Here is a 19,271-nt window from a genome sequence, read left to right on the forward strand (position 1 = left end):
TATGAGAAGAGAACATAAAATAAGAGTGTGGCGGTGTATCGCGTTTGTCGGATTATTCTTGTGTTTCCTGTTGGGACTAGGAGTGGGGGCGCATGCCCAGAATGCGAATGATATCTTGGGGAAGGCGGCCGCTGCTTATGAGAATTCGAACGGGATAAGCGCTTCTTTTACGATGTTTACCCGTTCTGCCGGTCAGAATGCGGGAGAGAGTTTTGAGGGAACCATCCAGATGAAAGGTGATAAGTTTACATTAGTCACGCCGGATGCGCTTACTTGGTTTAATGGTACGACGCAATGGACGTATGTGGAACGGAACGAAGAGGTGAACGTGACGAATCCTACGGGAGAGGAGTTACAATTCACGAATCCTGCTCTTTTATTAAATAGTTATAAGAAAGGATTCACGGCAACATATAAAGGCGAGAGTACGGCACCGAACGGAAAAGCCGCTTACGATGTGGAATTGACACCGAAGAAAAAAGGGGATATCGTGAAAGTGGAGTTGCAAATCGAGAAATATTCAAATTTCCCGGCTCGTATCACGGTTACTTCTAAAAACGGCGTTAGCAGTACGATCCAGATCAGCCAATTGAAAACAGGTATAAACCAACCGGATCGTTTTTTTGTTTTTAACGAAGGGGATTATCCGGACGTAGAGGTGATAGACCTTCGATAATAGAGAATTGAAAATTGATAATTAATACTTAGATACTATGAGCGATTCAGTGAATGAGAAAGTACGTTGCCTTATTATAGGCTCGGGTCCAGCAGGTTATACGGCAGCGATTTATGCTTCCCGTGCAAATTTATCTCCGGTGCTTTATGAAGGAATACAGCCGGGGGGACAATTAACAACAACTACGGAGGTGGAGAATTTCCCGGGATATCCGGACGGTATAACCGGTCCTGAGTTAATGGAAGATTTAAAAAAACAAGCCGTCCGTTTTGGTGCGGATATCCGTTTCGGCATCGCTACAGCCGCTGATTTGGGCGAGGCCCCTTATAAAATTACGATTGATGGTGAGAAAGTGATCGAGACGGAGACTTTGATTATCGCTACGGGTGCTTCCGCGAAGTATCTGGGTCTTCCGGATGAGCATAAATATGCGGGTATGGGTGTATCCGCTTGCGCTACTTGCGATGGTTTTTTCTATCGTAAAAAGACGGTAGCGGTAGTAGGTGGTGGGGATACGGCCTGTGAGGAAGCGATTTACTTGGCAGGTTTGGCGAAGCAGGTTTACTTGATCGTGCGTAAACCCTATTTGCGTGCTTCAAAAGTAATGCAAGAACGTGTCTTCAAGACTCCGAATATCACGGTGCTTTTCGAACATAACACCCTGGGTTTATTTGGAGAGAATGGCGTGGAAGGTGCTCATTTGGTAAAACGTATGGGAGAGCCGGATGAGGAGAAAGTGGATATCGCTATCGATGGTTTCTTCTTGGCGATTGGCCATAAACCTAATTCGGATATCTTCAAGCCATGGATAGATACGGACGAGATCGGTTATATCGAGACAGTTCCGGGAACTCCCCGAACGAAAGTTCCGGGTGTGTTTGCTGCTGGAGATGTCGCTGATCCCCATTATCGTCAAGCTATTACCGCTGCGGGAAGTGGTTGTAAGGCTGCTATCGAGGCTGAACGTTATTTATCAGAGATCGGAAAATAGTTGGCAGTTGACAATTGATAGTTGACAGTTGCGACAAGCGGTATTTAACTGTCAACTGTCACTTGTCAACTATCAACTGTCACTTGTCATTTGTCAACTAATTTAATTTCCATGAATTTAAAATCTACTCTTCTTTTGCTACTTTGCCTGATGATGGCAGGAATGGTAGCGGCAAAGGATAACACGAAAGTGATCGCCCATCGGGGGTATTGGAAAACGGAGGGCTCTGCTCAGAACTCTATCCGTTCTTTGGAACGTGCCAGCGAGATTGGTGCCTATGGCTCGGAATTCGACGTACATCTTACGGCGGACAATGTGCTGGTAATATTCCATGATAATGATATCCAAGGAAAACATATTCAATCCTGTACTTATGATGAATTGAAAGATTTGCAATTGAGCAACGGCGAAAAGCTCCCTACTTTAGAGCAATATTTGAAACGTGCGAAGAAATTGAAGAATGTCCGGTTAATTTTAGAACTGAAAGCTCATGAGACCCCGGAACGCAACCGTGAGGCTGTTAAAGCTGTTGTAGATATGGTGAAGCGTATGAAATTAGCGAAACGTACGGATTATATATCTTTTAATATGGATGCTTGTAAAGAATTCATCCGTCTATGTCCGAAATCTGAGGTTTCTTATCTGAATGGAGAATTATCCCCGATGGAATTGAAAGAGCTTGGTTTTACAGGATTAGACTACCATTATAAAGTCTTGCAATCTCATCCGGATTGGGTGAAGGATTGTAAAGTCCTAGGCATGACTTCGAATGTCTGGACCGTAGATGACCCTAAATTAATGGAAGAGATGATCGATCTGGGAGTCGATTTTATTACGACTGATTTACCGGAAGAGACTCAAAAAATACTACATTCGAGGGCTCAATAAGGCATTATAAAGATGAGAAAGTTTTGTCTGTTGCTTATCCTGTCGCTGGCTTTACCCGTTTTTTGTCTGTTACAAGCGGTAGAGCCTCCCAAAAAGGAAATTCGTGCGGTTTGGTTGACTACGGTTTATGGTCTGGATTGGCCTCATAAACCGGCTACTACCGAGGCGGGACGAAAAGCCCAGCAACAGGCATTGCTTGATATCTTGGACCGGCTTCAAGAAGCGAATTTTAATATGGTCTTCATTCAGGCTCGCTTGAGGGGAGACGTGATGTATCGTTCGGCTATCGAACCAGTCAGTAAGACATTCTCCGGTAAGTATGGAGAATTACCGGGATATGATCCGCTCGCTTTTGTCGTTGATGAATGCCATAAACGGGGAATGGAATGTCATGCGTGGTTCGTGACTTTCCCGTTAGGAACGGAAAAAAGCGTGAAGGAGCAAGGAAAGCTTTCCGTGGTTAAAAAGAAACCAAAACTTTGCAAACGGCATAATGGAGAGTGGTATTTGGACCCCGGCGTACCGGAGACCGCTGATTATATCTTATCCTTAGTCAAGGAGATCGTGAATGGCTACGATATAGATGGCATCCATTTTGATTATATCCGCTATCCCGAAGAGGCGAAAACATTCCCGGATAAAGCGCTGTATAATAGATCCGGTAAAAAAAAGTCTCTGGCAGACTGGCGTAGGGAGAATATCAACCGGATGGTTTACCGTATTTACGATTGGGTAAAGCAAACGAAACCTTGGGTACAGGTGAGCAGTTCGCCACTCGGGAAATATAATCGTATTGAACGGGTACCTAATGCGGGTTGGACCGCTTACGAAAGTGTCTTCCAAGACCCGAAGATATGGATGCAACAAGGTAAACAAGATATGATTGTTCCGATGATGTATTACCTGCATAAGAATTTCTTTCCTTTCGTGGATAATTGGGTGGATAATTGTAACGGGCGTTTGGTCGTACCCGGCTTGGGAGCTTATCGGATGGACAAGAGTGAGGCGGACTGGGCCGTGAATGATATAACGGACCAGATCGATTATAGCCGTTATTACGGAGGAGCCGGCTGTGCGTTCTTTCGTTGTGGAAATGTCCTGTATAATGACAAGGGACTTTATAAAGAGTTGAGAGACAATTACTATAAATATCCGGCCCAATTGCCTCCATTGACTTGGCTGAATGATTCGGTACCTGCCGCACCGGAGGGGATCAAAGTGGAACGTTTGGACGATGAGTTGCACTTAACTTGGGAGAAACCTGTGTCGGAAAAGCAGGACTTAACTTATACCGTTTATTATTCATTGACGGATTCGATCGACACGGCTTCGGCAAAATCCATATTAGCTACAAATATTTATGGCAACGAGCTTTTTCTTCCTATCGATGTAGAGTCTGAACGTGGGTATACATTTTCTGTAACGGCTTCCACCCGTTACCGGATAGAGAGTGAACCTTCTCCGGATACCTATTATTACCTGTCTAAATTTATCAAGTAAAGGGGGCATTTTGATTTCGAGTTTTTTTGCTTATTTTTGCGGCATATGAGACGATTTGCCACATCCTTGTTTCTTGTAATTCTTGCTTCCTTGATCTTTTATGGGGGAGCGGGGGTTAATTTCGTATCTTATTGTTGTGGCGTTTGCGAGAAAGAGGGAGTGGAGGCTTTATTGGAAGCTAAGTGCTGTGAGATTCATGGACATGATCATAGTCGTGATAAGCTTGCGAATAATACGGTGGAGTGTTGTGGCATGAACGGCTGTGGCATTGAACGGGTTGATTTTGATTGGAATTCTGTAAATATACAAGTACCGGATCTGCAACCAGTCGTACATGATTTGCTCTTCTCCTCTATTTTCGAGAGTTTACAAATCGCTTCCTTATTTGCTGATTCTTATGAGATTAGGGTGACGGGTCCTCCCGTAGCCTGTCCTCGTGTGTACCTTTCTTTATTGACTACGCTTTTGATTTGATTGTATTCGTGAGGGTGGAAGCTGCTCGCTGAATACCCTTTGGTTTTTAAGGTAGGGGATGCTCTATCCCTGCGGAAACTGTATTTAACGATTCAATCAAATAACAACTATCATGTTAAGACAATTATATCTGATATTTTTACTGTCCTGTTTGACTTTTACTTTGACTTGGGCCGAGGATTCCGGCAAGAAAGTGAAAGGACGTGTATGTGATGAAAACAAACAACCTATTATCGGGGCAAATGTATATTGGGAAGGAACCCAAAATGGAACCACGTCCGATGTGGATGGAAATTTCGAGTTAGAACGAAAAGGTGACTCCAAGAATCTGGTGGTTAGCTATATCGGTTATATGACTGAGGTCACCCCTGTGGATGAGAAGGACGATGCTATGCAGATTATCTTAAAAGGTGAGATCGCCTTGGATGAGGTCGTGGTTAGTGAGCGCAAGATGGGAACCATCGCTTCCCGTACGAGCGTATTGCAAACTCAGAAAATTACGTACGATGAGATTTGCCGTGCGGCCTGCTGTAATCTGGCGGAGAGCTTTGAGACAAATCCGTCTGTCGATGTATCGTACTCGGACGCGGCTACAGGTGCCCGGCAAATTAAGCTGTTGGGATTGGCGGGAACCTACGTACAAATGTTGACCGAGAATTACCCGAATTTCCGGGGGGCCGCTTCCTTATATGGGCTGGATTATGTTCCGGGAGCTTGGATGGAAAGTATTCAGGTGTCTAAAGGAACCTCTTCGGTTAAGAATGGGTATGAGGCGTTGGCCGGACAAATCAACGTGGAATTCAAGAAGCCCCCTACGGCGGATATTTTCTCTGCTAATGTGTTCGCTAGTGATGCCGGACGTTATGAAGGGAATGCGGATGCTTCTTGGCATATCAACGACAAGCTCTCTACTGGTTTATTGGTACACTACTCGAATGATAAAATGCAACATGACGGTAATGACGATGGTTTTCTCGATACGCCGCTAAGGGAACAGGTGAACGTAATGAACCGTTGGTATCATAAATTGGATAAATACGTGGCTCAATACGGAGTTCGCTATCTGCATGAGAGCCGTACCGGTGGGCAGGATACGAAACACCATGATTTCACCGACCCGTATCGGATTCATTTAAATACGAACCGGGCCGAATTATTTACGAAGCAGGCCTATATTATCGATAAGGAAAAGGTAGAGAGCGTGGCATTGATACTTTCCGGTTCTTACCATGAGCAAAAATCAAGATATGACCGTACGCCCTATAATGTATATCAGAATAATGTATATGCCAGTTTGCTGTATGAAAAGGAGTTTACGCCGATGCATAGCTTGAGTACCGGATTAAGTATGAACTATGATGGTTTCGACGAGAATCTGGTTCAATATGCGGGAGGAGAGTCGGTCCGTCATGCCTATGACCGTACGGAAGTCGTGCCGGGAGCTTATGCCCAATATACGTTCAATCTGAATGATAAACTGATCTTATTGGCGGGTGTACGTGCGGATTATAGTACGTTGTATGATTTCTTTGTAACCCCTCGTGTACATATTAAATATAATCCTTTTGACTGGTTCCATATCCGGGCTTCGGCAGGTAAAGGATTCCGGACAGCGAATGTGCTGGCAGAGAACAACTTTTTGTTATCCAGTAGTCGAAAAATGTATATCGCCGACAATCTGGATCAAGAAGAAGCGTGGAATACCGGTCTGAATCTGTCATTTTATATACCTTTGTTCGGGAAGGAACTGAGTTTGAGCGGGGAATGGTATTATACCGATTTCTTGAAGCAAATCGTGGTGGATATGGATAGTGATCCTCATGCGGTTCGTTTCTACAATCTGGATGGGCGTTCCTATTCGAATAGTTTCCAAGTGGAGGCTTCCTATCCTTTTTTCCGGGGATTTACGTTAACGGCCGCTTATCGTTATACGGATGCGAAGACCGATTACCGGAATGAGGAGGGTGTAGCGCATCGATTGAAAAAGCCGTTGGTTAGTGATTATAAAGGTTTATTGACCGCTTCTTATCAAACCCCGTTGAAAAAATGGCAGTTTGATTTGACCGGCCAGTTTAATGGAGGCGGTCGTATGCCGACACCGGATGCGTCTAATCCGTTATGGGAGCCGAATTTTAAGGCTTATACGGTTGTGAATGCGCAGATTACGAAATATTTCCGTCAATGGTCTATTTACGTGGGAGCGGAGAACCTGTTTAATTACAAACAACCGAATCCGATTATCGATGCCAGCAATCCCAGAGGGGATAACTTCGATGGATCTATGGTGTGGGGACCGGTGCATGGACGGAAAATTTATGCGGGTATCCGCTTTAATATAAGCAGGGATTGACACGTATATACGTATAAGCCCGCACGTATATACGTGTAGGCCTATGCGTATACTGGTGTGGCCCTACGCCTATATACGTGTAGCCCGATGCCTATAGTGGTGCTTTTCTTTTGGTAGATATGAATGGATAATTAGAATTGTTAATATTAAAAATGATTGATTATGAAACGATTAATTATGTTGCTGTTTTGTGCTGTATGTATGGTATCGATGACATTCGCCCAAGACGCGAAAAAGAAGAAGGACTCTGTGACATTCTTTATCGAGGCGATGGATTGTGATCACTGTATCAAGAAGATCGAGAAAAATATCGCTTTCGAGAAAGGAGTGACCGACTTGAAATGTGATCTGAGCACCCGTACGGCCATTGTGACTTACAAGACGGATAAGACTTCGAAGACCCGCTTGGCCGCGGCCTTCAAAAAGATCGGTATGGAAGCGGTTCCGGTAGATAATGGCGCCGGCTGTCCGGTACCTCCGGCGAAAAAAAGTGAGCATACTCACGCTCATTAACATGGAAATTCATAAGAACATCTTATCTTTGCAGATGTTCCGTGAGGGCGGGCCGGAGTGTCCGCCCTGTTTATGAAATAATTTTTCTACGGAATGCAGCGTTTGTTTAATTATTTACATCCTAATATTGTACAGTCTCCAGAAGGGAGACGTTCAAGGCACGACTGAATGAATGAGCTACAACTGATAGAGGGTTGTCGGAAGGGGGAGAGACGAGCTCAAAAAGAGCTTTATGATGCGTATTCCCGAAAAATGATGGGAGTTTGCCTTCGTTATGTGAACGACAGGGAAACGGCTCGTGATTTGTTGCAGGATGGCTTCGTGAAAATCTTTACCAGTATGGATTCCTATACAGGGAGTGGTTCATTTGAGGGGTGGATGCGGAAGATCTTTGTTAATTGTGCGTTGGAATATCTGCGAAAGTCGGATGTGTTGCGTGAAGCGACCGATCTTGACAATACGGCGGAACTGATTCAACCCGATAGTTCGGCTATCTCGGACATGTCGGCGGCTGAGTTGATGAATCTAGTGAAGGAGTTGCCGGTTGGCTTCCGTACCGTATTCAATATGTTCGCAATAGAGGGATATTCTCATAAGGAGATCAGTGAGATGTTGAACATAACAGAGAGTACTTCCCGTTCCCAATATACCCGTGCCAAGCAGTTATTACAACGTAGAATTAACGCATTGTATTGAGATAAGATGAGTAAAAAGGAAAGAGATATATGGGATGACGCGATCCGATCGAAGCTAGAGGATTTCGAGATGGATACGCTACCCGGCGACTGGGAGGCTATAGCCGATCGATTGCCCGGAAAGGCTCCGGTTCCTTTGCGTCGTACGCTTCGCTACTGGGTTGCCGCCGCCGTGATCTCCTTATTGGTCGTATCGGGTGGTATCTATTTATATGACAGGGAGATGGGAGATCTACCTATAGCCCAAGAAATACAGTCTTCACAAGAGTCGACATCCGTGGATACCCCGGTTGTTCCGATAGAGAAAACGATGGAGCAAGCGCCCGTATTAGCGACTATTCCTGCTGCTGCGGTCGTGAAGGCAAAAGCGGCATCTGGAGCGGTTAAAGTGGGAGCTAAGGCTAGGATGGCAGCGTTCCGGCAAAATGTAGAGAGCGCAGAGGATCGGCCTATTTCTGAGTCGGAGGTAATGTCTGCTGATAGATCGGCGAATGAGAAAGATACCGTTGAACCGGAGGTTGAGAGGAATAATGATGAGATAGTTGTTCTCAAGAATGATGTACTTGTCGCGGATGCTACTCCTGTTGCTAAAAAGAAGCCGGAGAAGACCGCGTCCCGGAAATGGGGGGTTGGTATGGGAGGTGGAGGTCTTTCCATGGGCGCTGATAATCTGGTCCCTCAGTATGTGACGAATAGCAGCGTGCTTAAGAGCGAGAATCTGATGAGTTTAAATTCGTTCGATGCGGAGAAGAAAGATCCTGCTAAGACGGATATTCATCATAAGACGCCTATTGGGGTGGGGATCTCAATTAGTCGTTATTTGAATAATCGTTTTTCTTTGCAGACTGGATTAACTTATTCTTACTTAAGATCGGAGTGGAGTACGAATAATACGTATCATATAGAGAATGATCAGCGATTGCATTTTATAGGAATTCCATTATCATTGACTTATAAGATCGCGGAATGGAATCGTTTTATGTTTTACGCCTCAGCCGGAGGTATGGCGGAAGTGAATGTCGCTGGCAAACGTAGAATGAAATTATTCTCGGATGAGGTAGAGATCGCAAAGCAAAGCGAACATATTCGAATGAAAGAATGGCTATGGTCTGTAAATGCCCGTGCGGGTGTAAGTTATCCGATTATCCGTTTTGTAAGCGCTTTCGCTGAGGTGGGAGCCAGCTATTATTTTGATAATGGTAGCGAGATCGAAACCATCCATTCGGAGAAGCCGTTTAACATGAGCCTTCAGCTCGGATTTCGTTTTGGTTTTTAATACTCGATAGATTAACAGTGTAAATACAAATACTTAAAAATAGAAAAATTGAATTATGAAAGCATTTAAATTAATTGGAGCGGCTGCGGCTGCGTCACTATTGTTGTTGACCTCTTGTCTTGGAGAATCGAATAATACGGTGACTCGTGCCGGCTTTGGTGTCGCAGGTCTTTCTGAAAAGACATATAAAACGGTACTGAATACAAATATGGGAGCATTATACTCTCCGTCTTTATCGGCACAAGTAGTTGACGGAGCTTGTTACTTGATCAACTATGAATTAGACCTAAATTCTCCGGAGAATGCGAATGCGGCGACAAATGGTTATTTAACAGCGACAATCTCTGTGGCAGATGAGATAACAAAAGGACAGCCAGTCTTTTATAATGTGCCAGATTCGGCCAGCTTACTTCAGAATGAGATACCTGTAAAAAACCTATTTAGCAATGGCGACTATGGGGTGTATGTAGACGGTTATTTATTCTTCTTTATAACAATGGATATGTTTAAGGATCAGAAAAATTCTTATACTTTATATTGGGATCGTTCAAAGGAGCCTACTATGGTGGATAATGTCCCGACATATGACTTGTTCTTGCGTGTCGCTAAAGTAGCGGACGGAACAGGTTCTGCTGCATCATCCATAGGAGAAGTCCGTGCGTTTAATGTTAAGTCTGTATTGGAGTCTGTGAATAGCGCTGAGGCTAATAAAGATTCAAAGTCTTTTAATCTTAAGGTCAATTATCTAAATACGATTAATGAAAAAGATAGTACGGATTTGAAATGGGCTTCTTATACCGTTCTATTCCAAGTCGTGAAAAACTCATAAAGAAATTAGTATAGAAGTTGAGGGCGTACCGATAAGAAGATTATCGATACGCCCTATTTTTTTGCCGTTTTTTTTATGTATATGGGTAAAGATCGTATCTTTGCGTACTTTAAGAGGAGTATTGTGAAATGAGATACAAGAATTTAATAGGTTTTGTCTGGGTGGCGGTTATCATGGGTCTGTTTACCTCTTGCCTAAAAGACATAAATAACGTCTATAATCCGGGAACGACCGCCGCTGTGGTTCGTCAACATGGAGATAGCGCGTTGATGATGGCTAATACCCGGTTCGGTTGGATCTATTCGACGAAGCTGAGCTCATACTCAGAGGGTAAATGCTTGTTGGTGAGTTTTGATTATGATCCTAGCTTGCCGGAAAATACGGGTGCGGAACAAAAAGGGTATTATACGGTGACGATACAAGGGGAAACCGCCGTTAACCAGCAAAACGCTGAGAGTCCTCTTACGGATACGCATAAACTATTGACAAATGAGCAACCGATACTTGCGGTTAATCCGAACGACTCTGTTCTGTACGTCAAATTGGAAGATTATTTGTTTTTGCCTTCCGCCTGTTGGACAACAAAAGACCGGGCTTTAAATTGGCAACTGACTTATGATCCGACTCAACAACCAGTTGTTGAAAATCGGAAATCAATTTATTCCTTATATTTACGGGCTGCCGCTACGACCGGAAAGCCGGAGGACAAGGCAGAGGAGGCTATCGCGGTTATCAATGCCTTTAATCTGGGGAACTTTATCAAAGATATGCGAGAACAAGGTGGACGTGATGCGGATATGTATGTTCGGATTCATTATATCGATCAAATTAATCCGAAAGATAGTACCCAGTTTACATGGGGAGTAACGGATCCTTTACTTATAAACTAAAGAAGATGAGAAAGCGAATTTTATACGGCTTATTTTTATCCTTGTTTTTCTTAATGACCTCTTGTATGGGGGATGGAAGTAATTCCATCAATTATCATCGAGTAGGAGTGATACGTGAGAATCCTATGCGATGTATCTATACGGCAGATGATCAAGGGGAGATCTTTATCGTCTCTTCCTCTGTGTTTGAGAATCGGACGGATTTGAAAGAGGGTGACTGTTGCGTGGTTGATTTCAAGACGAATTTTAGCGAGGAATTGGGCAATGGTGTTTACAACGCTGAGATTTATAAGTATGATTCGGTCGCTGTATGGCCTTTGCATGAGACATTGACTGATACTACGGTTGTATTGGACAAGGAGCGTCTGGTTACGCTGGACTTTAAGAAAAGTATTTATTTGGAAGGACGTTTCTTTTTGCAAACCCAACATGTAAATCATCAGGTAGACCAAAAGGATATTTTCAATTTATCCTATAACCCTGATCAGGAGGTGGAAAAAGATGATGACGGACAACGGATCTATAACCTATATCTCCGGGTAACCCAAGAGGGGGGTACCGGCGATTCCACTAAATGGATCAATACGACCGCTTTTACAATCGATAAGTTTTTGGACCAAGCCAAAGCGATAGAGAGTAGTGAGGGGCAAAATGTGATAAATTTTAAAATAAATTATGCCGAACGCTATAATGCGGATACAACCGCATGTGTTTGGGGGGCTACCGACGTATTTACGTTGCGTTTTACGAATTAAATATATACTTTTGCTATTTAAAAGTAAACAGAGATGTATAAGGAGATATTTAGGTGGGTAATCGCTATCATCTCACAGCCGGCGAAGGCGTGGGTCTTGTTAGCGAAAAAAGGAGAGAAGCAGGAGGAGTTCTTATCCCGATTCGTGTATCCTTTGATCGGCTTCGTTACTGTCGCGGCTTTTCTGGGCGTATTGTTTACGCGGAAGGAGTTTGATTTAGAGCTGGCCTTGAAGTCGTCTATCCGGACATTGGTGTCCTCGTTCGGTGGTTTTTACCTCGGGGCTTATCTGATGAACGAGATATGGCAAGGTATATTTAAACGGGAGAAGGATTTGAAACTGTGGTTGCGCTTCGTCGGGTATTCCTCGTCGTTGATGTTCGCTTTGAATATCGTATTGATGTTGCTTCCCGAGTTTTTCTTCTTGCGGATATTTATCCTTTATACATTCTATATTGTTTGGGAAGGCGCTGGTCCGTATATGGGAGTCGAGGAGAAGATCCGCTTGAAGTTCGTAGGATTTACAACCGCCATAATATTACTGACTCCGGTAGTTATCGAGATTTTGTTATCGATGCTGATGCCCGGTTTGAGTTTTTGACAGAATAACACAAGATGAAAGAGAAGATTAGTAATAACATACAGATAAAGAATAAGCGGGCGACATTCGATTACGAGTTGCTTGATACATTTACGGCCGGGATCGTACTGACCGGAACGGAGATTAAATCGATCCGTTTAGGGAAGGCGAGTTTGGTAGATACGTTTTGTATCGTGGAAAAAGGGGAACTGTGGGTGAAGAATATGTACATCGCCGAATATTTTTACGGTACGTACAATAATCACAACGCACGGCGGGACCGGAAATTACTTCTTACCAAAAAGGAATTACGAAAGATCGAGGGCGCGGTTCGTGCCAGTGGTTTTACGATCGTTCCCACTCGTTTGTTTATCAATGAGAAAGGATTGGCGAAAGTAGTCGTCGCGATCGCACGAGGTAAAAAGGAATATGATAAGCGAGACTCCATCCGGGAACGTGACGACCGACGGGAGATGGATCGGGCTTTCAAACGATAAGTCGAGATGGAAACAGGGCAAGGCGTGATCGGTAGGGTTTGGGGATGTATCCTGAAAGCTCTGCCTAAAGCAGGCAAGACGTGTTTATGGCTGCTAAAGATTATTTTGCCTATTTCTTTATTGGTCCGTATATTGCAATATTCCGGAATATTAGGTCAGATCTCGGATTGGTTAGTGCCCGTGTTCTCGTTGGTGGGTCTGCCGGGGGAGACAGCCATTGTTTTTATAACCAGTATATTCTCCCCATTATATGCTCCGATCGCTTTGATCACCTCGATGTCTTTAGGAGTCCGTGAAGCTACGATATTGGCATTGATGTGCCTTACTTCCCATAATCTAATGGTAGAATCCTCCGTACAGGCAAAGACCGGGTCTTCTTTCTGGGAGATGACGCTGCTCCGTTTGATCATGAGTTTCGTGATCGCCTTTTTTTTGAATTGGGTAATGCCCCATGAAGGATGGGGACAGGTCGGGATCGCTCAAAGCGCAGCTGTATGCGATAATTGGTTGGAAGTATTCGTACTTTGGTTTACCAGCTCGATGAAGGTGGTGATTTCTATTTTGATAATTGTTACGGCTTTAATGATCCTTCATTATATATTGGAAGAGTTTAATCTAATGAAAGGATTGTCCTCGGTCTTTTCTCCGCTGATGCGATTATTTGGCTTGCCTCAAGATGCCGCTTTTTTGTGGTTGGTAGGTAATGTGGTCGGACTGGCTTATGGCGGGGCTATTATGGTAGAGCAAATGGAGCAGAGGAAGTTGTCTTACGGTGACGGCAACTTGCTAAACCATCATTTGGCCGTGTGCCATTCCCTGTTGGAAGATACGATCATCTTTGCCGCGATAGGGGTACCCGTTCTTTGGGTGGTGCCTACCCGTCTGTTTTTCGCCATCGCTGTGGTATGGATCCTCCGGGGATATAGTTATATGTACGCAAGAAAGGTAAAACATATTTATGAATAAGGAACGATTTCTGCGACTCTTGAATGAGCGCATTTTGATCTTGGATGGTGGTATGGGTACCATGATCCAAAGTTTCAAACTAAACGAACAAGATTACCGAGGCGAACGTTTCGCCGATTTTCCGGGACAGTTGAAGGGGAACAATGATTTATTGTGTATCACCCGCCCGGATGTAATCCAGTCTATTCATCGTCAGTATTTGGATGCGGGAGCAGATATCTTCGCTACGAATACGTTTAACGCGAATGCTATTTCCATGGCAGATTATGCGATGGAGGCCTATGTACGTGAGATAAATCTGGCCGCCGGACGATTGTCGAGGGAAGTGGCGGATACCTATATGGCAGAGCATCCGGATCGTACGATCTTCGTGGCCGGATCGATCGGTCCTACCAATAAGACAGCTTCCATGAGTCCGGATGTAAGCGATCCCGCTTATCGTGCCGTAACTTATAAAGATTTGTATAATGCCTACAAGGAGCAAGTCGAGGGACTTGTTGACGGCGGGGTGGATATCATCCTTTTCGAGACTACTTTCGATACGTTGAACGTAAAAGCGGGATTGGAAGCGGCTGAGGTCGTGTTGAAAGAGAAAGAAAAAGACCTGCCGATTATGTTGTCTTTGACTTTATCCGCGCAAGGTGGACGAACATTTTCCGGACAGACTTTATTGGCCTTCTTAGCTTCCATACAGCATACACATATTGTTTCGGTTGGCTTAAACTGCTCTTTCGGAGCGGCGGATATGAAGCCCTATTTACAAGAGTTGGCGAAGTATGCCCCCTATTATATCAGCGCTTATCCGAACGCCGGATTGCCGAATAGTTTTGGTACCTATGACGAGACGCCGGATAAAATGGCCCAACATGTGAAGCCTTTTGTGGAAGAGGGATTAGTGAACATTATCGGAGGCTGTTGCGGAACGACTCCAGCGCATATCTCCCGGTATCCGGAGTTGGTGAAAGGAGCTAAACCGCATATCCCGGCTTTGAAACCGGATTGCCTGTGGCTGTCGGGCTTGGAACTGCTGGAGGTGAAACCGGAGAATAATTTCGTGAACGTGGGAGAGCGTTGTAATGTGGCCGGTTCTCGGAAATTCTTACGCTTGATAAAAGAAGGCAGTTATGAGGAAGCGTTGACGATCGCTCGTAAGCAAGTGGAGGATGGCGCCCAAGTGATCGATATCAATATGGACGATGGTATGTTGGATGCCGTGAAAGAAATGAAGACATTCTTAAACTTGATCGCCTCCGAACCGGATATTGCCCGTGTACCCGTCATGATCGATTCTTCTAAATGGGAAGTGATCGAGGAAGGCTTGATGTGCGTGCAAGGAAAGAGCATCGTGAATTCCATCTCCTTGAAAGAAGGAGAGGAGGTCTTCCTTAAACATGCCGCCCGTATTAAGCAACTGGGTGCGGCTGCGGTCGTGATGGCTTTCGACGAGAAGGGGCAGGCGGATACCTATGAAAGAAAGATTGAGATTTGTGAACGGGCCTATCGCCTATTGATCGAGAAGATCGATTTCAATCCCCAAGATATTATTTTTGACCCGAACGTATTGGCGATCGCTACCGGTATGGAGGAACATAATGGCTATGGTCTGGCGTTTATCCGTGCCGTTGAATGGATCAAGAAGAACTTGCCGGGTGCGAAGGTGAGTGGTGGTGTAAGTAATTTATCTTTCTCTTTCCGGGGGAACAATCATGTACGCGAGGCTATGCATTCCGTATTTCTATATCATGCGATCGGGAAGGGGATGGATATGGGTATCGTGAATCCGTCTACCTCCGTACTTTATGAGGATATAGAGCCGGAGTTCCGTACCTTGTTGGAAGACGTGATCTTGGCACGCCGTCCGGAAGCTGCCGAGGAATTAATTACTTATGCTCAAAATTTACATGTTCAAGCTTCCGGAGAAACTCCGGAGAAGCATGAGGCTTGGCGTGAGCTTTCATTGAAGGAGCGTTTGGAGCATGCCTTAATCAAAGGGATCGGAGACTATTTGGAGGATGATTTACAAGAAGCCTTGCGGACTTATTCGCATGCCGTGGATATAATTGACGGTCCGTTAATGAGCGGAATGAATAAGGTCGGCGAGTTATTCGGTGCCGGAAAGATGTTTCTCCCTCAAGTCGTGAAGACCGCACGTACGATGAAAAAGGCCGTGGCTATTTTACAACCGGCCATTGAATCTGAAAAGAAAGCTTCCGGCTCCGCGAAGGCCGGTAAAGTGATTTTCGCTACGGTAAAAGGGGATGTACATGATATCGGTAAGAATATCGTCTCTATCGTATTGTCTTGTAATAACTACGAGGTGATTGATTTAGGGGTAATGGTTCCCGCAGATGTGATCATAAAGAAAGCGATCGAGGAGAAACCGGATCTGGTTTGCTTATCCGGCCTGATAACCCCTTCTTTAGAAGAGATGGCGCATGTTGCGGACGAGATGCAGAAAGCGGGACTTACGATTCCTATGATGGTGGGTGGCGCTACGACCTCCAAATTGCATACGGCGGTGAAGATCGCTCCGCATTATGATTATCCGGTGATTCATGTGCTGGATGCCTCACAGAATCCGTTGATCGCCGCCAAACTATTGAATCCAGATACCCGTGACGCTTATATCAGGGAGTTGGAACAAGAACAAGAAGCCTTGCGTGCCTCTTTAGGGCAGAAGAAAGAGACCTTGGCTTCTCTTTCAGAGGCTCGTAAGCATCCGATAGAAATAGATTGGACCGGGTATACACCGGTTGTTCCGGCCCGGATGGGGGTACATGTTATCCCTTATATCCCCTTGGAAGAAGTGATTCCTTATATCCACTGGACCTTCTTTTTTAGCGCATGGAAATTGAATGGCCGTTTCTCGGAAATCTCCCAGATACATGGTTGCGATTCTTGTCGTGCCTCTTGGTTGGCCGGATTCCCGGAAAAAGATCGTGCGAAGGCTACCGAGGCGATGCAATTATACAAGGATGCTGTTAGGTTATTGGATCGGCTGGTCAATATGAAGGTTGAATATTGTAAAGCGATTTACGGATTTTTCTCAGCGAATAGTGAAGGGGATACGATCCGAATGGGTGATATAGCGCTGCCTTTATTACGTCAGCAAGTAAAAAAAGAGGAAAATATTTATAAATGTCTTTCCGATTATGTAATACCGGTTTCCGAGGAGCGAACTGATTATGTAGGGGCGTTTGTCGTTACCGCTGGAGCTGGCGCTGATTGTTTGAAGGATAAATTTGAGGAAGAAGGCGATACCTATAATTCAATGTTGCTGCAAACCTTGACCGATCGCCTAGCGGAAGCTACAGCCGAATATCTTCATGAGAAAGTACGTAAAGAATATTGGGGATATGCTAAAGACGAATCCTTGTCTATCCCGGATCTTTACAAGGTGAAATACCAAGGAATCCGTCCGGCTATCGGTTACCCTTCTCTACCGGATCAATTATTGAATTTCACATTGGATGGATTGCTCGATATGTCGCAAATTGGTGTTTCGTTAACCGAGAATGGTGCCATGTATCCTACGGCTTCGGTTAGTGGGATTTATATTGCCCATCCCTCTTCTCAATATTTCATGATCGGTTCTATCGATGAGGAGCAGATGAGAGATTATGCGAGCCGCCGGAATTTAACGGAGGAACAAGCCCGAAAGTTGTTGAGTAAGAATATAGGATAATTTATTAACATCACTGCAACCCGGGTTGCAGTGATGCTGCAATGCCTGTGCAGTAATACTGCAACACCTATTGCAGTAACACTGCATAGGTATTGCAGTAAAAAACAATCAATACGATCTATCTGCCATAGTAATGCTTGGCGGAAGGAACCATGATAACGTTCAATTCCGGATCAGCCATGTCTGGATCGATCGGGAACATCGGTCTCACGATATTCTTATAGGGAAGTTTCTTGAAGTCCTGATCCACGCCTCCCCTTGTAAAAGCCATCACCCAATCCGCTTGTATATTGTACCATTGGGTTACAAGGTAACCTTGTTTAACCATTACGATATCCATTTCCTTCGGATCGATACCTGAACCCTCTAGGTTTGGAGTGGGAGACGATGTGCCTACTACCACATAAACGCTTCCGGTCTTTACGATAGCGATATCCCTTTTCCGTCTCCATGATTCCGCGTTCTTGTCTTCTTCCGGGCTGACATAAACCACGGTACCCGACAATTTCACGGGACCTTCGTAGGAATTATCGACCATGGCACCTACCATGCCTTCTACGTGTCCGCCTACGCCGACCTTACGTGCCTGCTTAACCACTTCTTCTCCCGGGATGGAGCAATAAAGAACGCTCTTTCCCTTATCGGTCTGGAATTCCGGGCGTTTCAAGAGCCTCGCCAAAGTCCAAGTGACCTCACCTGAACCACCTCCACCGGGATTATCTCCCATATCACTGATAAAGAAAGGCTTCTTTTTACTTGCTACTGCCAGATCGATACATTTCTCGAGCGAATATCCCGGAGCTTCCAGCGAGAACTGCTTACGGACATCCCAGAATTTCTGGGCGAGTTTCTTCGCACCGGCTTTAACCTGCTCCTCATCGTCACCGTAAACCATCACGGTTCCTTGGTTCCGTGGGTTGTCTCCCCAAACATAACCGATCCAGATCCCTGCGTCTATCACTCCGGGCATGGCTTCAACCTCGGGAACCAATGCGTACAGCGATTTCGCAGGCTCGACGCGAGTACTCGACCATTCGCCGGATACTAGGACAGGAACAGCAACCCATGCCTTGTATGCCGGACGTCCTTTCCCCGACTCAAGACGTTCCAACAAATTGACGACCCCTCGCCGATGCGATTCGCGAGAATCCGCATGCGGTGCTTGACGATAAGTCGTAATCAAATCGGAGTTGAGAGCTACCAACCAAGACGTATTTCCGTGAAGGTCCATCGTGGTGGTAGTCAAGACATCGTTTCCGATCAAGCTACGCACCTTCTCCATGAATTCACCCTCGGGATCGGCTACGCCTTCCACGCTACAAGCTCCGTGGTTATAAAACCAGAAGGCGTCATATGGCATATTGGCCTTGATCATCTCCAATGTTTTTTCCACAAACGCATCGTACGATTCTTTTGTCACGGGGCCTCTTCCACCGCCATAGCCAATCTGCGTGGGAAGCCAAGTGGCCGCCTGTCCCATTGCGGAGTCTGGGCTGAGATAGTCCGGCATTCTTACGGGGTGTCCTACGAGCGGTTGCCTATTCGGGACGAACACGCTGTTTTCTATCTGTATACCGGCAATACCGATACGAGGTTTTTTCTTCTGTCCAAAGGTCTCTCCAACGAACGATACGGCCAAGAGACAGATTCCGAGCAATACTAAATTCCTATTCATACTATTATGATTTTTGCGAATTGTTATTTCCT

Annotated in this window: 17 protein-coding genes; 16 read left to right on the forward strand and 1 reads right to left on the reverse strand. The window is 45.1% G+C overall.

Annotated elements, in window-relative coordinates; translation table 11 throughout:
• The first annotated feature begins 1 nt into the window (after window position 1).
• The 16 genes from D7V92_RS12490 (at window position 2) to metH (ending at window position 17,564) form a co-directional block, all read left to right on the forward strand.
• Complete coding sequence (locus D7V92_RS12490; RefSeq protein WP_121772995.1) at window positions 2–676, forward strand: LolA-like putative outer membrane lipoprotein chaperone; 675 nt, start codon at window positions 2–4, stop codon at window positions 674–676.
• A 37-nt stretch (window positions 677–713) separates the two neighbouring features.
• Window positions 714–1,667, forward strand: a complete 954-nt coding sequence (gene trxB, locus D7V92_RS12495; RefSeq protein ID WP_005865171.1) for a thioredoxin-disulfide reductase — start codon at window positions 714–716, stop codon at window positions 1,665–1,667.
• A gap of 111 nt (window positions 1,668–1,778) precedes the next feature.
• Entirely contained in the window at window positions 1,779–2,555 is a 777-nt protein-coding gene (locus tag D7V92_RS12505) for a glycerophosphodiester phosphodiesterase family protein (RefSeq protein WP_121772996.1), read from the forward strand.
• A gap of 12 nt (window positions 2,556–2,567) precedes the next feature.
• Entirely contained in the window at window positions 2,568–4,055 is a 1,488-nt protein-coding gene (locus tag D7V92_RS12510) for a glycoside hydrolase family 10 protein (protein WP_057329385.1), read from the forward strand.
• A 45-nt stretch (window positions 4,056–4,100) separates the two neighbouring features.
• Window positions 4,101–4,529, forward strand: coding sequence for a hypothetical protein (locus D7V92_RS12515; protein ID WP_009276262.1), 429 nt, complete (start codon window positions 4,101–4,103; stop codon window positions 4,527–4,529).
• A 112-nt stretch (window positions 4,530–4,641) separates the two neighbouring features.
• A complete protein-coding gene (locus D7V92_RS12520; protein ID WP_057329386.1) occupies window positions 4,642–6,879 on the forward strand; it encodes a TonB-dependent siderophore receptor in 2,238 nt (745 codons plus the stop codon).
• A gap of 162 nt (window positions 6,880–7,041) precedes the next feature.
• The gene (locus D7V92_RS12525) at window positions 7,042–7,392 is read left to right on the forward strand and encodes a cation transporter (protein WP_121772997.1); all 351 of its coding nucleotides are present in this window, start codon (window positions 7,042–7,044) and stop codon (window positions 7,390–7,392) included.
• A gap of 168 nt (window positions 7,393–7,560) precedes the next feature.
• Complete coding sequence (locus D7V92_RS12530; protein ID WP_005865183.1) at window positions 7,561–8,088, forward strand: RNA polymerase sigma factor; 528 nt, start codon at window positions 7,561–7,563, stop codon at window positions 8,086–8,088.
• Between the two features lie 6 nt (window positions 8,089–8,094).
• Window positions 8,095–9,363 carry a porin family protein gene (locus D7V92_RS12535; RefSeq protein ID WP_121772998.1) on the forward strand — a complete coding sequence of 423 codons (1,269 nt, stop codon included), beginning with the start codon at window positions 8,095–8,097 and terminating at the stop codon, window positions 9,361–9,363.
• Window positions 9,364–9,418: 55 nt separating this feature from the next.
• The gene (locus D7V92_RS12540; protein WP_005865187.1) at window positions 9,419–10,192 is read left to right on the forward strand and encodes a hypothetical protein; all 774 of its coding nucleotides are present in this window, start codon (window positions 9,419–9,421) and stop codon (window positions 10,190–10,192) included.
• A gap of 128 nt (window positions 10,193–10,320) precedes the next feature.
• Window positions 10,321–11,082, forward strand: coding sequence for a hypothetical protein (locus tag D7V92_RS12545; protein WP_005865189.1), 762 nt, complete (start codon window positions 10,321–10,323; stop codon window positions 11,080–11,082).
• A 5-nt stretch (window positions 11,083–11,087) separates the two neighbouring features.
• A complete protein-coding gene (locus D7V92_RS12550; protein ID WP_087346674.1) occupies window positions 11,088–11,837 on the forward strand; it encodes a hypothetical protein in 750 nt (249 codons plus the stop codon).
• A 33-nt stretch (window positions 11,838–11,870) separates the two neighbouring features.
• Window positions 11,871–12,437, forward strand: a complete 567-nt coding sequence (locus D7V92_RS12555; protein WP_087346671.1) for a YIP1 family protein — start codon at window positions 11,871–11,873, stop codon at window positions 12,435–12,437.
• Between the two features lie 14 nt (window positions 12,438–12,451).
• Window positions 12,452–12,913: an SsrA-binding protein SmpB gene (gene smpB, locus D7V92_RS12560; protein WP_005855460.1), complete on the forward strand. Its 462-nt coding sequence runs from the start codon at window positions 12,452–12,454 to the stop codon at window positions 12,911–12,913.
• Window positions 12,914–12,919: 6 nt separating this feature from the next.
• Window positions 12,920–13,879 carry a nucleoside recognition domain-containing protein gene (locus tag D7V92_RS12565; RefSeq protein ID WP_011965997.1) on the forward strand — a complete coding sequence of 320 codons (960 nt, stop codon included), beginning with the start codon at window positions 12,920–12,922 and terminating at the stop codon, window positions 13,877–13,879.
• Window positions 13,872–17,564, forward strand: coding sequence for a methionine synthase (metH, locus tag D7V92_RS12570; protein WP_121772999.1), 3,693 nt, complete (start codon window positions 13,872–13,874; stop codon window positions 17,562–17,564). Before D7V92_RS12565 ends, metH begins: the two co-directional genes overlap by 8 nt.
• A 118-nt stretch (window positions 17,565–17,682) precedes the next feature.
• Here metH and D7V92_RS12575 read toward each other — a convergent pair whose 3' ends face one another.
• Complete coding sequence (locus tag D7V92_RS12575) at window positions 17,683–19,239, reverse strand: M81 family metallopeptidase (protein ID WP_011965998.1); 1,557 nt, start codon at window positions 19,237–19,239, stop codon at window positions 17,683–17,685.
• Window positions 19,240–19,271 lie beyond the last annotated feature (32 nt).

It is taken from the genome of Parabacteroides sp. CH2-D42-20 (assembly GCF_003670185.1).
GTDB classification, from domain to species: domain Bacteria; phylum Bacteroidota; class Bacteroidia; order Bacteroidales; family Tannerellaceae; genus Parabacteroides; species Parabacteroides distasonis.